Raw genomic sequence first — 13,227 nt, 5'->3', positions numbered from 1 at the left:
GGCATTTCTACAGGGCAAGTAGCAGGCCCGAGCTTCTTGTCCGGCTGTCCGATTGAATCAAAAAAAGGGTCTTCGCGGTTGATTACCGACGTGCTTTGTCTATGGTGGCATTACACCACCCATATAAGACTAAAGTCGTAGGAGAGTGGCATGAAAATGCGCGGTGATGTTTTCTGGGCCTGGGCTGACCCGACGCTTCACCATCGCACTCATGACGAAACCCTCAATGACGGCACGCTCATCGACGTGCAGGTCAGGCTGTCGCCAGCCGGTGGTACCCAAATGTTCATCGGCGTCTATGCCCCCTCGGGTATGCCCATTCACGAAGAATCGGTGCAGTCACGGCCGGGAGAGTCCATGACCCGGGCCTTGGCCTGGGGTGTCGGGCGCGCCCGGCGCATCGCGACGGATGCCGTACCCGCCGTGGAGCAGTTCGTCTGCGCAAAGTGAGCGGGTAACGGTTTTGGCGCCTGGGCCGCGCCACTGCCGTCAGAGCGTCGAAGTGCTCTCGTCCTGGCTATTGGTAGTGATCTCAGAAGGCACGCTGCGGGTGTCGACATCGTCGTCGGCGATCACATCTTCCCCCGCCAGGGTAGACACGGTGACCGCATAGCGACCCAGGTCGTTTTCCTGGCGCTGGAAGCGCATGCCCACTTTCTGGCCTTGCCATTTGTACACTTCGGTCTGGTAGGAAGCACCGGAGGACAGTTTGACCCAACGGTTGGTGCGCTCGCCGGGTTCGCCGAAATCTTCGGTGAGCATTTCACTGACCAGGTACAGGCTGTTGGCATTGCCGCTGAACACCAGCTCTTTGATCTTGCCGTTGGGTGCGACCACCACCAGCTCATAGCCTGGAGAAATCGGCAGATACGGCAGCCCGCGAACTTCGAAGCGATCGGCAGTGGCGGTGGCCACACGGCAGAGGCTGGCCGGGCTGGCGGGCAAGGCTGGACAGGTCGGTACCTGCTCCATGAAGTTGCCTTCGATGTCGATGCCCAGGAACGCGCTTGGCTCTTTCGGCCAGGCTGGGGCAGGTTCGGACGTGCCGGATTGTGCCCAGGCAGCAGTGTTGAACAGGCTCGCGAATGCAGCGAGGACGAGTACGGATCTCATGAGCTCCCTCCTTGGATGATGGCCATGGCTAGCGCGATTCTACGCTGGGATATGTGGCAAAATGGCCATGGTACTCACTTTCCTAGGACAGGCGCTATAAGGCTTTTCAGCAGGCTATTTGCTATTACCGCTTCTTGGGCCCTCCGTACAGCGCTGATGGCGAAGTGGCATATCTGCCATCGACGCTGCGCAGACCTGCGTTTGCCGTGGTCTGCGAACACAGGTCCCAGGGTATGCCCTCGATCGGTCGCCGGGGTTTCAGGCGAATCGTTAAGTCACGACTGGGCGGAAATCTTGTAGTCCATTTCCCAAAGGTGGTGTTTCCAGCCCCCAAGCCATTGTGGTGATGGCGCTGCCGTTCTAGTCTCGGCCCGCTCGTCGCGTTTCGTAGTAGGTGCAGGTCAGGTCAAGGGCAGAGATCCGTGCAGGGTTCACACGGGTCGGCCTGGCTGGCGTCGTTGGTGGGGCGCGACGGGCGCCCTAGCGGCATGGCAGATTGAGACTATAGTAACGTCTAAAAAACCAGATCAGGGATGGTGCCATGCCTACGATCGAGTTGTCGTCCCCGCAAAGCCTTCGCAAACGCGTGCTGGTGGCAGGGGCCCTGAACATCGGGTCCATCGTGGCTTCACAAGTCATCCGATTAGGCGGCAACCTGATCATCACCCGGCTGCTGGTGCCGGAGATGTTCGGCCTGATGGCCATCGCCACCACGGTGTCGGTGCTGTTGCTGTTACTGTCCGATGTCGGCTTGCGGCAGAACATCGTCCAGAGCGCGCGCGGCGAGGAGCCGCTGTTCCTCAACACGGTCTGGTCGGTGCAGATCATTCGCGGCATGGTGCTGTTCGTCGTGATGGAATTGATCGCGCTGTGCTCCTGGTTCAGCCAACACCTGGAACTGTGGCCGGCGCACTCCACCTATGCCGCCCCGGAACTGCCCGGTGTGCTGGCCATAACAGGCTTCTTCGCGATCATCTTCGCCTTCCAATCGACCAAGATGGACGTGGCCGTTCGTGCGTTCCAGCAAAAGAAAGTGGTCGTGGTCGAGCTGGTTTCGCAAATCGCCGGTCTGCTGGTGATGCTGGTTATCGGTTACCTCACCCGTTCCATCTGGGCGTTGGTGGCCGCGGGCCTGGTCAGTACCCTGGTCACCACCGTGCTCAGCCACGTGATGTTCCCAGGGCACAAGGACCGTCCGCAATGGGACCCGGAAGCGCTGCGCGAGATCGTCAGTTACGGTCGTTGGGTGCTGCTGTCGTCCGCCGTTGGCGTGCTGGCCATGCAAGGCGATCGCATCTGGTTCGGTGGCAGCATGACAGTGGCTCAACTGGGGGTCTACTCGATTGCCGTGGGTATCCTGCAGGCATTCACCCTTAGCCTGCAGCGCCTGGCCGGCGCCGTCGCGCTGCCGGCCTTCAGCGAGGCGGCCAGAAGTGGCGACAAAGAGCGTCTGCGTCGACTGTATTGGCGCTTCAGGCTGATGTTCGATGTGCTGACCTTGTTCACCTGTGGCTTCCTGTTCACCGCCAGCCCGCTGATCATCCACTGGCTGTACGATGATCGTTATGCCGACGCGGGGCAGATGATGGCGATCCTGTCGTTGTCGCTGTTCACGCTCCGTTATGGCCTGACCCAGCAAATCTGGATGGCCCTGGGGCTCACCAAGTACATGGCCATGGACAACATCATCCGGGTCGTGGCGTTGTTCACCTTGATGCCGCTGCTGTTGGCCATTGGCGGCGTGACCTATGCGCTATGGGGCGTGGCCCTGCATAGCTTCTTCACCCTCATCCTGATCTTCAAGGTCAGCCACCAACTGGGCATGTTGAGCATCAAGCGTGAGCTGGTGGTCTTGCCGGTGATGGTGATTGGTGCCTTGTGTGGAGAGTTCGTCACCCAGTTGTTCGCCTGAGTCGTTGCCCAAGGACCTGACCGATGAATGTGATCGACTACTTTGATCGAACCAGAATCATCAATATCCCGTACCGGACGGACCGTCGGGTGGAAACCGAAGCCGAGTTCGCCCGCAATGGCTTCCATATCGACGACGACAAGATAGGCTTCTTCGCCGCGGTTACGCCCACGGCGCAGGAGGGGTTTCCCAGCATCGGCGCCAGGGGCTGCTTTCTCAGCCATCTGCACATCCTCGAAGAAGCGATGCGCCTGAATGTGAAGAACATCCTGATCATGGAGGATGATATCCAGTTTTCCCGGCGCATCGCCGCGTTCGGCAAACAGGCCATCGAGTCGTTGCAGGGCATGGATTGGGACATCGCCTACCTCGGTCACCCCTATGAAGGTAACTCGGATACACCCGGTTGGGAGGTGGTCGACCGACCGATTCACCTGTCCCATTTCTATGCCGTGAACGGCAAGAGCGTTGCCAAGCTGCGGGACTTCCTCACCCAGATTCTCGAACGCCCCCCCGGTCACCCGGATGGCGGGCCGATGCACTATGACGCGGCCCTCAATACCCTGATTCGAACCCGCAAGGACATCCAGGCGTACTATTACACCTGGAACCTTGGCTACCAGCGTCCTTCGCGCACCGACCTGCATGCGCTCTCGATCTTTGACCGCCTGGCGGTGTTCCGGCCATTGATGGCTGTCTATCGCAGGCTCAAGGCAGAAAAACTGCGCAGAACACGCTGATGCATGGGCTGGGTGGAAACTACCCAGCCCTGTTCCGTCTTGGTGCACAACCGCCTCAAATTAAGTCACGGCGCACACATTGAATCGACAACGTTGGCTTTTGAGTGTGCATGATGCACATTGGCGCTTGTGCCGTTCGCCCGCTATTTTTGCCTTTTCAGCCGGTGCAAAAGCGGCCCGCATATTGCTCTGCCTGCTCCCACCTACAACCCGGAGCACCGTGCAATGAGCTCACCCACCGAATTCCCGCTGTCCGAAGCCCCTCAGACCTCCCGCAAGGGCCTGTTGCCCATTGCCATGGTCCTGTTCAGCTTTACCTTCTTTACCGGCACGATGTTCGCCGGCGGCAAGCTTGGCATGGCCTTCAACTTTGTCGACATGCTGTGGGTCGCCGCCATCGGCAACACCTTACTGGCCCTGTATGCCGCAGCCCTGGCATTCATCGCCTCGCGCAGCGGGCTGAATACCGTGCTGATGGGGCGCTTCTGCTTCGGTGAGGCGGGCAGCCGGTTGTCCGACTTTCTGCTGGGCTTTGCCGAGCTGGGTTGGTATGCATGGGGCACTGCCACCGTGGCGATCGTGCTGGTCAAATTGCTGGGGCTGGCGGAAGGTTACACGATGCCGTTGATGGTGCTGTTCGGTCTGGGCTTCAGCATCACCGCCATCATCGGCTTCAAAGGGCTGGACCTGTTGTCGCGGGTGTCGGTGCCGCTGATGTTCGCGCTGCTGGTGATCTCGATGTACATCGCCACTCGCGATGCCGGTGGCTTTGCCGGGCTGGCTGCAGTGGTACCCCATGAAAGCCTGACCTTTTCAGCGGCAGTGACCATGGTCTTTGGCACGTTCGCCAGTGGTGCCACCCAGGCCACCAACTGGACCCGCCTGGCGCGCAGCGGACGGGTGGCGGTAGTCGCCAGCGTCGTCGCGTTTTTGCTCGGCAACGGGTTGATGGTGGTGGCGGGGGCCTGGTGCGCCATGGTCTACCAGCAAGCCGACATCGTCGAGGTGATGATGCTGCAGGGCCTGTCGTTCGCCGCAGTGGTGATGCTGTGCCTGAACCTATGGACCATTCAGGGGCCCACCATCTACAACGTGTCGGCAGCCGCGTGCCACCTGCTGCGCAGCGAACGCCGCCGCACGGCGACACTGGTGGCGGCAGGCGTCGGGATCGTGCTGGCCATTGGCGGCATGTACGAAATGCTGATTCCGTTCCTGGTATTGCTCGGTTCGATCATCCCGCCGGTGGGTGGGGTGATCATGGCCGACTTCTGGTACCGCCACCGCGGCAAGTACCCTGCGTTGGCCAGTGTGAACCTGCCCCGCTACAACCTGATGGGGCTGTTCGCCTATGCGGTCGGCGCGGTATTGGCCTATGCGTCGCCGTGGGTCGCGCCACTGGTAGGCATCGGCGCCTCGGCGCTGTGCTACATCGTCATGCTTGAACTGAGCGGCCAGCGCCGGGCACTGGGGCAGGCAGGTGTCGAACCGTGAGCCTGGCGCTTGACGAAATCCTTCACCTGGCAGGCCTGCAGGAAATGACCGTTCGTGCGGGCGCGCGCAATCTGCAACGGCGCGTGCGTTGGCCGTATGTGGCGGAAAACGAAGGTATCGCCGAGTGGGTGATGGGCGGCGAGTTGGTGTTCGTTACCGGGATCAATCACCCTCGCGGTGAGGCCAACTTGCTGAGCCTGGTGGAAGACGGCGACGCCGTGGGTATTGCCGGTATGGTGATCCTGACTGGCGGCAGCTTCATCCAACGTATTCCGCCGGCGGTGATCGAGCGGGCCGAGCAGCTGGGGCTGCCACTGATCGAACAGCCTTACGCGCTGAAGATGGTGGTCGTTACCCACTTGATCGGCACGGCTCTGGTTCAGATGACCCAGGTGCGGCGCTCGCGCAACGACATCCTCGGCCAGTTGCTGACCGGCGATTACCCGAGCCTGGCCATCGCCCGACAGCGGGCCACGCACCTGGCCCTGGCGTTGGACGCGCCACGCCGCCTGGTTGCGCTGCGCTTGTCTGGCGTCGATAGCCTGTTCGAACGCCACGGGCTGGCCCAGGGCGAGCGGGTGTGGCAGGGCATCCGCCAGGCGCTGGAAGATCGGCTGGAGGCCTGGTGCCATGGCCGCCCGGGGACGGTGACGGCGCAGTTGCCGGGCGACCTGTTCGTGTTGTTGCTGGCGGATGCGCCGGACTTGCAGGTCACCCTGGCCGCGCTGCACCGGCAGTTGGCCGCTGCGGCAGGGGAGCTGAGTCTTGCCATGGGCTTGTCGAGCCTGGCCGAAGATTGCGCCCACTATCGCCAGGCGCTCAACGAAGCACGTCAGGCCATGGAGGTGGCGCAGAACCTGCGCCCGGTCACGGGCTTCTGCGACTTCAGCGAGTTGGGCGTGCTGCGCCTGCTGCAGGGCATCGCCGACCGTTCACTGATCGACGACTTCGTCGCGCAAACCTTGGGCCCGCTGATCGCATCTGGTCGCAAGCAGCCCCATGTGCTGGTGCATACCCTCGATGCGCTGCTCAAGGAAAATGGCAATGGCCTCAAGGCTGCCCAGCGTCTGGGCCTGCACCGCAATACCATCAACCAACGAATTCAACGCATCGAACAACTGAGCGGGCAGTCTCTGGACGACCCGCTGTTTCGTATGAACGCTTCGGTCGCCATGCTGGTATGGCGCATGAGCGAAGCCCAAGGCAAGGAGTAATGTCATGAACATCATCAATGCACGTCTGCGTGGCAAGTCGGGCCTGTTTCGCATCGAACTGAACGGCGACCGCATCGCAGCCATCGCGCCACAGGCCGATGTGGCGGCGCTCGGCAGCCCCGATGACCTGGACGCCAAGCAGAACCTGGTGGTAGCCCCCTTCGTCGAGCCGCACATTCACCTGGATGCCACCCTTACCGCCGGTGAGCCGAAGTGGAACATGAGCGGTACCTTGTTCGAGGGTATCGAGCGCTGGGCCGAGCGCAAGGAAATCACCACCCACGACGACATCAAGCACCGCTCGAAAAAGACCATCGACATGCTGGTGAACCATGGCATCCAGCACGTGCGTACCCATGTGGATGTGACCGACCCCAAGCTCACTGCGCTCAAGGCCATGGTCGAAGTGCGCGAAGAGGTGCGTCACCTGATCGACCTGCAAATCGTTGCCTTCCCCCAGGAGGGCATCGAGTCGTATGCCAATGGCCGGGCCTTGATGACGGAGGCGGTGGCCATCGGTGCCGATGTGGTCGGCGGCATACCGCATTTTGAAAACACCCGTGATCAAGGGGTGTCATCGGTGAAATTCCTGATGGACCTGGCCGAGCGTACCGGCTGCCTGGTGGACGTGCACTGCGACGAAACCGACGACCCACAGTCGCGCTTTCTCGAGGTACTGGCCGAGGAGGCCCGTGTGCGGCACATGGGGGCGCGGGTCACCGCCAGCCATACCACGGCCATGGGGTCCTACGACAACGCCTACTGCTCCAAGCTGTTCCGCCTGCTCAAGCTGTCGGGCATCAACTTCGTGTCGTGCCCAACCGAGAGCATCCACCTGCAAGGTCGCTTCGACACCTACCCCAAGCGCCGCGGCCTGACCCGCGTGGCCGAAATCGACCGTGCGGGCATGAACGTGTGCTTCGGCCAGGACTCGATCGTCGACCCGTGGTATCCGCTGGGCAACGGCAACATCCTGCGCATTCTCGAAGCCGGGCTGCACATCTGCCATATGCTTGGCTACGAAGACCTGCAACGCGGGCTGGACCTGATCACCGACAACAGCGCCCGTACCCTCAACCTGGGCGAGCGCTACGGCATCGACGTCGGGCGGCCGGCCAACCTGTTGCTGCTGTCTGCGCCTGATGACTACGAAATGGTTCGCAGCCAGGGGCATGCCTTGGTGTCGGTGCGCAATGGCAAGGTGCTCATGCGTCGTACGCCTGCGCAGGTCGAGCGGTTTGCCTGACGCCTTTACCGGCAAGCTGGCCCCTACGGTGCAGCAGTGGCCCGGTCATTGTAGGGGCTGGCTTGCCGTGAGTACCCGGGTGTAGCTGGACGTCCGCGAGGCGGCGTTTCGCCGGTGGTGCTGACCTGGTCCGGGTTGGCAGCGCTGCCTGTGTTGCTGGCACGTTGAACGCTTGCCTGGGGGCGTCGAACTTGGCACCCTTGGACCGCGTGAATGGTCCGTGCCTTGGCTGAAGGAAACACACCGTTGAGTTGGGACAAAGTCGGGAAGCTTCTGGTCGCTGTGCTGATTGGCCTGCTGGTCGTGCTGGTGGCCTATGGGTTCCTCAAGAGCCGTCCGCGTTTGGAGGCCACGCTGACCTACGCCTATCTCACTTACCCAAGCCAGTTCAGCGAGCGCATCAGCAAGGCCAGCGAGCTGCTCAAGTACGAGCAATTGCATCGGCGCATTCGCAGCATCGGCCAAGGTGGGCTCAGCGACGAGCAAGTCGACAAGCTGGTCGACCTGGCCCAGGCCCCTTATGCGCAACTGTTCGCCAAGCCCTTCGAGGCAGGCCTGGTGGATCACCGCACCGGTTTGCTGATCGACCTACGCAACACGGGCGATGCGCTGGTGCGCAACGTGAAGGTCAACTTGCCGGCCAAGGGCCTGGTACAGGTTCGCGATGCCCAGGGCAACGACAACATCGTCGAGGTTTCGACGTCGACGGTCGAGATTCCCACCCTCGAGCCGGGTGGCCTGTGCAAGGTCTGGGTGTATTTCGATGCCGACTACGCCCAGATCCGCCAGGGCGGTATCAGCATAAGCCATGCCGATGGCCTGGCCGATGTGCAGGTTTACCGCGAGTATGTGGGGTTTCCCGCGCAAGTGGCCCGGTACAGCCGCGAGTTGGTCACACTGCTTGGGGTGTTGGGGCTGAGCGTGCTGGGGCTTGGCTGTATCTGCCTGTGGCGGCGTCGTGCGCCGGTCCTACCATCCTGAGCTGACGGGCAAGGCTCACTGATCCTGCAGTGCCAGGTTCTGGCGCAGTATCGGCCCACAGGGTGAAATGCACCTCCCTTGAGGTCACTGGACCAGCCGAGCGACCCACTTGCCACCCAGACGGCCATCCTTCAACTGGCGTAACGCCTGAGGCAGTGTCTGGAAGTCGAAACTGCGCCGTTGTGGTGACAGCAACCGACCCTCGGCGACGGCCTGCAAGAGTTGTTCTCCCGCCACCCGCAGCGCTTGGCGGTCGAGCAAGCGGCCATGGGCATGAATACTGTTCAGTGCCACTTCGTGCAACGAGATCGCGGTGCTGAATGCGGGCAGGGGCGCGTTTTCCTGGCGGTCCTGAATGCATACCAGATGGCCGTTGTAGCCAAGCAGGTGGGCAAGGCTGGCGGCATGGGCGCCACTTACCGTATCGAACAGCGCATGCAGCGGGCGCTCGCCAAGGGCGGCCTGCAAGCGGGCCTGCCAATCGCTTGCTTGGTAGTCGTAGGCTTCGATCACGCCCAGGGCCTTGAGCGCCGCGTGATGATGCTGGCCGGCAGTGGCCCAGACCCTCAACCCACGCTGCACCGCCAATTGCGCGACATACCAGCCCACCGCTCCACCAGCTCCGATCACCAGCACATCGCAGTTGGCGCCAGCGGGCACCTTGGCCAAGGCCTGCCAGGCAGTGAGCGCGGGGCAGGGCACAGCGGCGGCAGCGCTGTCGTCAAGGTTGGTCGGCAGGTGCATCAGCAGATTGGCATCCACCAGGCAGTACTCGGCGAAACTGCCATCGCGAGACAGCGTCTGGTGGTAAGCGACGCGCGTACCCAGTGGCAAATCCACACCATCGCCCAGCGCCTCCACCACACCGACACCATCCACCCCAGGCACGGTCCCTTGGTGCCAGTCCGGATGGCCCCATTGGCAGATCTTCCAATCCACCGGGTTAAGGGCAATGGCGCGGTTGGCGACCAACACTTGGCCGGGGCCAGGGTTAGGCAGGGGCTTGCGAACCAGTTGCAAGCCGTCAAGACCGGCGCCTGGGGTCCAGGCCCAGGCGTTGTAATCGTTGGACATGAAGGTCTCCTTGAGCACAAATCTGCCTGGAGGCTAGCGGATCGGCGCAGGCTGAAACAGCCGCCGCCAGGCCAAACTGTGGTGAATCCACGTCACAGAAAGCTTGCTTCGCCTAGCTTGCGCGGCGAAAGGCCAAGGAAAAGGCGGCACGACAACGATGAGGCAGACGATACGAGCTCACAGGCCTGTGATGTAGACTCGTACAATTCAAGCCAGCTGTGAATCGAAGTCATGCAAAGCCGAATCAAGGACATCAACCGCTCCGGCGAAATGGAGGTGTTCGCCGAGGTGGTGGCCGCCAGCACGTTCTCGGAAGCGGCACGTCGCCTGGACATGACGCCCTCGGCGGTCAGCAAATTGATTGCCCGCCTCGAACAACGTCTCGGTGCACGCCTGCTACATAGGACCACTCGACGCCTGGAACTGACGGCCGAAGGTGAGCGTTTTCACGTCGAAAGCCTGCGCATCCTCGAGCAGATCGACAACGCCGAACGTGACGTGGCCAATGCGGCCTGCCCAAGCGGCGTCATCCATATCAACAGCAACCTGCCATTCGGCTTGCATTGCCTGACGCCGTTGATTCCCCGATTTCTTGAGACCTACCCACAGATCACCCTGAATCTTGAGCTGACCGACATGGTGGTCGATCTGTTGGAGCGCCGCGCCGATATCGCCATCCGCTCGGGCCCGTTGAAGGCATCGCGCCTGGTGCAGCGCCACCTGGGCCGCAGCCGCTTGCGCACCGTCGCCTCGCCGGGCTACCTGGCGCGCCATGGCTGGCCGCGCACGCCAGCAGAGCTGGCCCGCCACAACCGGCTCGGTTTTGGCTTTCATCGCCACGCCCAGGCGTGGGTCTACCGTGACGAGCACGGTGAGCGGGTGGAGGTCGAGCCCGAGGGCAACCTGCTGGTGCATGACGGCGAGAGCATGCGCCAGCTGTGCCTGGGCGGGGCGGGGGTAGCTCGTCTGGCCAATTTCCATGTGGGCGCCGATATCGACGCGGGACGGTTGGTGCCATTGCTGGACGGTTTTGAAAGCGACGACCAGCAGGACGTGCTGCACGCCGTGTTCATTGGGCCGGGCCGGCAGTTGCCGCAGCGGGTGAGGGTGTTCATCGACTTTCTGGTCGAACATCTGGACACACGCTATTTCAGTTGATGCGGGCGCAACCACTGCTGTATACATGACGCCACCAAGGGGAGCCCGGCAACGGGCTGAGAAACCGCTGGCGCGGTGACCCTTCGAACCTGATCCGGATCATGCCGGCGAAGGGATGGGACTGCCGACCTGCCTTTTTGCCGGCCTCACTGCGAGGTCGTTCCATGTATCACTGCACCGGTCTCGCTGTCAGCCTAGAAAGGACAGCACCATGACCGAACGCTTCACCGCCACCCTGCGCCGTCAGAGCGAGCCGACCTGGTCCGCCGCCGTTGGACACCGCTTCGTCACCCAACTGTGCGACGGCAGCCTGCCGGACGTGGTGATGGTCCGCTACCTGGTACAGGACCACCGCTTCCTCGACAGCTTCCTGACCTTGCTCGGCGCGGCCATCGCCACGGCGGACACCTTCGAAGCCCGCCTGCGTTTCGGGCGTTTCGCCGGCATGATCAGCAGCGACGAAAATACCTATTTCCTGCGCGCTTTCGAGGCCCTGGACGTTAGCGCCGAGCAGCGCCAGGCACCGGCCGACACCGTGCCCACCGCGGGCTTCAAGGCGATCATGCGCGAAGCCGCCGCCACCCGTTCTTACGCCGCAGCGCTGGCAGTGCTCAATGTCGCCGAAGGCCTGTACCTGGACTGGGCGACCAAGGCACCCAAGCCGCTTCCAGCGAATTTCGTCCATGCCGAGTGGATTACCCTGCACGACAACCCGGCGTTCAGTGAATTTGTCGCCTTCCTGCAAACCGAATTGGACCGGGTCGGCCCGCAGGACGCTGAGCGGGCTGCCGATTTCTACCTGCGCACCGTCGCGTTGGAACTGGCCTTCTTCGAGGCCGTGTACGAGGAGCAACAATGAGCCTGGATATCTTCGACCGCCTCAAGGCCGCTGCACTGCCGGAATGGAACAGCTACGTTGATCACAGCTTCGTGCGCCAGATGGGTGACGGCACGTTGTCGGAGGGGGCCTTCCGCACCTATCTGGTACAGGACTATCTGTTCCTTATCCAGTTCGCCCGCGCCTGGGCGCTGGCTGCTTATAAAAGCCGTCGCCCTTCCGACATCCGCGCCGCCCAGGCCGGGCTGGCGGCGATTCTCGACGAAACCGACCTGCATGTGCGCTTGTGCGCGCGCTGGGGCCTTAGTCAGGCTGATATCGAAGCGGCGCCGGAGCTCCAGGCGACCGTGGCCTACACCCGTTTCGTCCTGGACTGCGGCGCGGCCGGCGATTTGCTCGACCTGCACGTCGCGCTGGCGCCTTGCGTGATCGGTTACGCTGAAATTGGTAGTCGGTTGGCAGGCGCTATCGGCGACATGGCCAGCCACCCATACCGCGAATGGATTGGTGAGTATGCCGGCGAGGCTTACCAAGGGGTTGCCCAGGGCGCGCGCAGGCACCTGGACGAACTGGCTGCCCGCAGCATGACTGAACAACGCTTCACGGAGCTGGCGGCGATCTTCGCCCAAGCTTCGAGGCTGGAAGCCGAATTCTGGCAGATGGGGCTGGACGGCGCACGACCTGCATCACTGTAATCGGGGACGCAGTTGGAGTGCCTCAGGATCTGGCGCTGCATCCAAATCACCTGGCACGGCCCATTCCGATAGGAGCGGTTTACCCGTGAAAAGGGCAGTGGTTTCACTGCCGAATTCGCGGGTAAATCCGCTCCCACAGGGAGGGCTGCCGGGAGGTCAATCCAGCAACGCGCCCAGCGCCACCATCGCGCCGTCGAATTCATCCATGGCATCGAGCATGGCACCGCTAAAGTAAACCAGCGATGCCCGGTCGAACAGGATGTGCATAGCCGGCAACGTCGCGCTCCCAACATTGATCACGATCACATTGATCCGCGCCGCCGATGTCTGGGCCACCGCCCCGACGGGAAACGCCTCCGGTCTCAGGTCGACGCCACACAGCTTGGCCATCACCGCGCTCCCTCGGTGCCCTGACAGTTGCAGCCAGGCATGGCTGTCTTGACGCGGCAGCAGGTAATTGCGTCGTGCGTCCTGTGCCCAGTTGGCCTCCTCGGCGGCGACCCGCTCGCCTTCGTCGGCAAGGCTGCCGAGCAGCAGGTATTCGCTTTGTGACAACCGAGCTACCCACCCTCCGTCATCCTGGCGCAGCGCCTGGTTGGGCCGCTCGGGGAGGCGATAGCCCCGCGCCTGCAGGTAGGCTGCGCTGTCGCTGCCGCGAAAGCCCACGCGCGGCAGGTCAGTCAGGTTGGTCAGCGCACAGGTATTGAGCAGCCCGGCCTGCGGACTGCGTTCGATCAAAGCTTCGGCATTGAGGCTGGACATGAA

At 62.4% G+C, this 13,227-nt stretch carries 13 protein-coding genes and 1 riboswitch; of the genes, 10 read left to right on the top strand and 3 right to left on the bottom strand.

Features of this window, described 5'->3' with window-relative positions; all coding sequences use genetic code 11:
• The first annotated feature begins 150 nt into the window (after positions 1–150).
• Positions 151–450: a hypothetical protein gene (locus IF103_RS14920; protein WP_027908150.1), complete on the top strand. Its 300-nt coding sequence runs from the start codon at positions 151–153 to the stop codon at positions 448–450.
• Between the two features lie 39 nt (positions 451–489).
• Here the strand turns inward: IF103_RS14920 and IF103_RS14915 are convergent, their stop codons facing one another.
• On the bottom strand, positions 490–1,113 hold the full coding sequence (locus tag IF103_RS14915; protein WP_202675449.1) for a hypothetical protein: 624 nt from the start codon (positions 1,111–1,113) through the stop codon (positions 490–492).
• A 541-nt stretch (positions 1,114–1,654) separates the two neighbouring features.
• Between IF103_RS14915 and IF103_RS14910 the strand changes: the two genes are divergently transcribed.
• The 6 genes from IF103_RS14910 (at position 1,655) to IF103_RS14885 (ending at position 8,697) form a co-directional block, all read left to right on the top strand.
• Positions 1,655–3,025 carry an oligosaccharide flippase family protein gene (locus IF103_RS14910; RefSeq protein ID WP_023381186.1) on the top strand — a complete coding sequence of 457 codons (1,371 nt, stop codon included), beginning with the start codon at positions 1,655–1,657 and terminating at the stop codon, positions 3,023–3,025.
• A 23-nt stretch (positions 3,026–3,048) separates the two neighbouring features.
• On the top strand, positions 3,049–3,765 hold the full coding sequence (locus IF103_RS14905; RefSeq protein WP_023381185.1) for a glycosyltransferase family 25 protein: 717 nt from the start codon (positions 3,049–3,051) through the stop codon (positions 3,763–3,765).
• A gap of 225 nt (positions 3,766–3,990) precedes the next feature.
• Complete coding sequence (gene codB, locus IF103_RS14900) at positions 3,991–5,256, top strand: cytosine permease (RefSeq protein WP_023381184.1); 1,266 nt, start codon at positions 3,991–3,993, stop codon at positions 5,254–5,256.
• A complete protein-coding gene (locus IF103_RS14895) occupies positions 5,253–6,470 on the top strand; it encodes a PucR family transcriptional regulator (RefSeq protein WP_202675448.1) in 1,218 nt (405 codons plus the stop codon). Before codB ends, IF103_RS14895 begins: the two co-directional genes overlap by 4 nt.
• A 4-nt stretch (positions 6,471–6,474) precedes the next feature.
• Positions 6,475–7,716, top strand: coding sequence for a cytosine deaminase (gene codA / locus IF103_RS14890; protein WP_027908148.1), 1,242 nt, complete (start codon positions 6,475–6,477; stop codon positions 7,714–7,716).
• A gap of 246 nt (positions 7,717–7,962) precedes the next feature.
• Entirely contained in the window at positions 7,963–8,697 is a 735-nt protein-coding gene (locus tag IF103_RS14885) for a COG1361 family protein (protein ID WP_027908147.1), read from the top strand.
• Between the two features lie 84 nt (positions 8,698–8,781).
• On the opposite strand, the gene IF103_RS14880 is transcribed toward IF103_RS14885, so the two are convergent.
• Positions 8,782–9,771 carry a zinc-binding dehydrogenase gene (locus tag IF103_RS14880; protein ID WP_104883495.1) on the bottom strand — a complete coding sequence of 330 codons (990 nt, stop codon included), beginning with the start codon at positions 9,769–9,771 and terminating at the stop codon, positions 8,782–8,784.
• Positions 9,772–10,002: 231 nt separating this feature from the next.
• On the opposite strand from IF103_RS14880, the gene IF103_RS14875 reads away from it, so the two are divergent.
• From IF103_RS14875 to tenA, 3 genes are all read left to right on the top strand, one after another.
• Positions 10,003–10,929, top strand: coding sequence for a LysR family transcriptional regulator (locus IF103_RS14875; protein ID WP_177429841.1), 927 nt, complete (start codon positions 10,003–10,005; stop codon positions 10,927–10,929).
• 27 nt (positions 10,930–10,956) lie between these two features.
• Positions 10,957–11,062: riboswitch (TPP riboswitch) on the top strand.
• A 78-nt stretch (positions 11,063–11,140) separates the two neighbouring features.
• Positions 11,141–11,788, top strand: a complete 648-nt coding sequence (locus IF103_RS14870; RefSeq protein WP_104883496.1) for a TenA family protein — start codon at positions 11,141–11,143, stop codon at positions 11,786–11,788.
• The gene (gene tenA, locus IF103_RS14865) at positions 11,785–12,462 is read left to right on the top strand and encodes a thiaminase II (protein WP_104883497.1); all 678 of its coding nucleotides are present in this window, start codon (positions 11,785–11,787) and stop codon (positions 12,460–12,462) included. Before IF103_RS14870 ends, tenA begins: the two co-directional genes overlap by 4 nt.
• Positions 12,463–12,618: 156 nt before the next feature.
• Here the strand turns inward: tenA and IF103_RS14860 are convergent, their stop codons facing one another.
• On the bottom strand, positions 12,619–13,224 hold the full coding sequence (locus IF103_RS14860; protein ID WP_104883498.1) for an aminomethyltransferase family protein: 606 nt from the start codon (positions 13,222–13,224) through the stop codon (positions 12,619–12,621).
• Between the last annotated feature and the right edge of the window lie 3 nt (positions 13,225–13,227).

Source organism: Pseudomonas sp. SK2, assembly GCF_016772395.1.
Lineage (GTDB): Bacteria > Pseudomonadota > Gammaproteobacteria > Pseudomonadales > Pseudomonadaceae > Aquipseudomonas > Aquipseudomonas taiwanensis.
The sequence above is the reverse complement of the archived record's forward strand: the minus strand, read 5'-3'. Positions and strand labels throughout refer to the sequence as shown.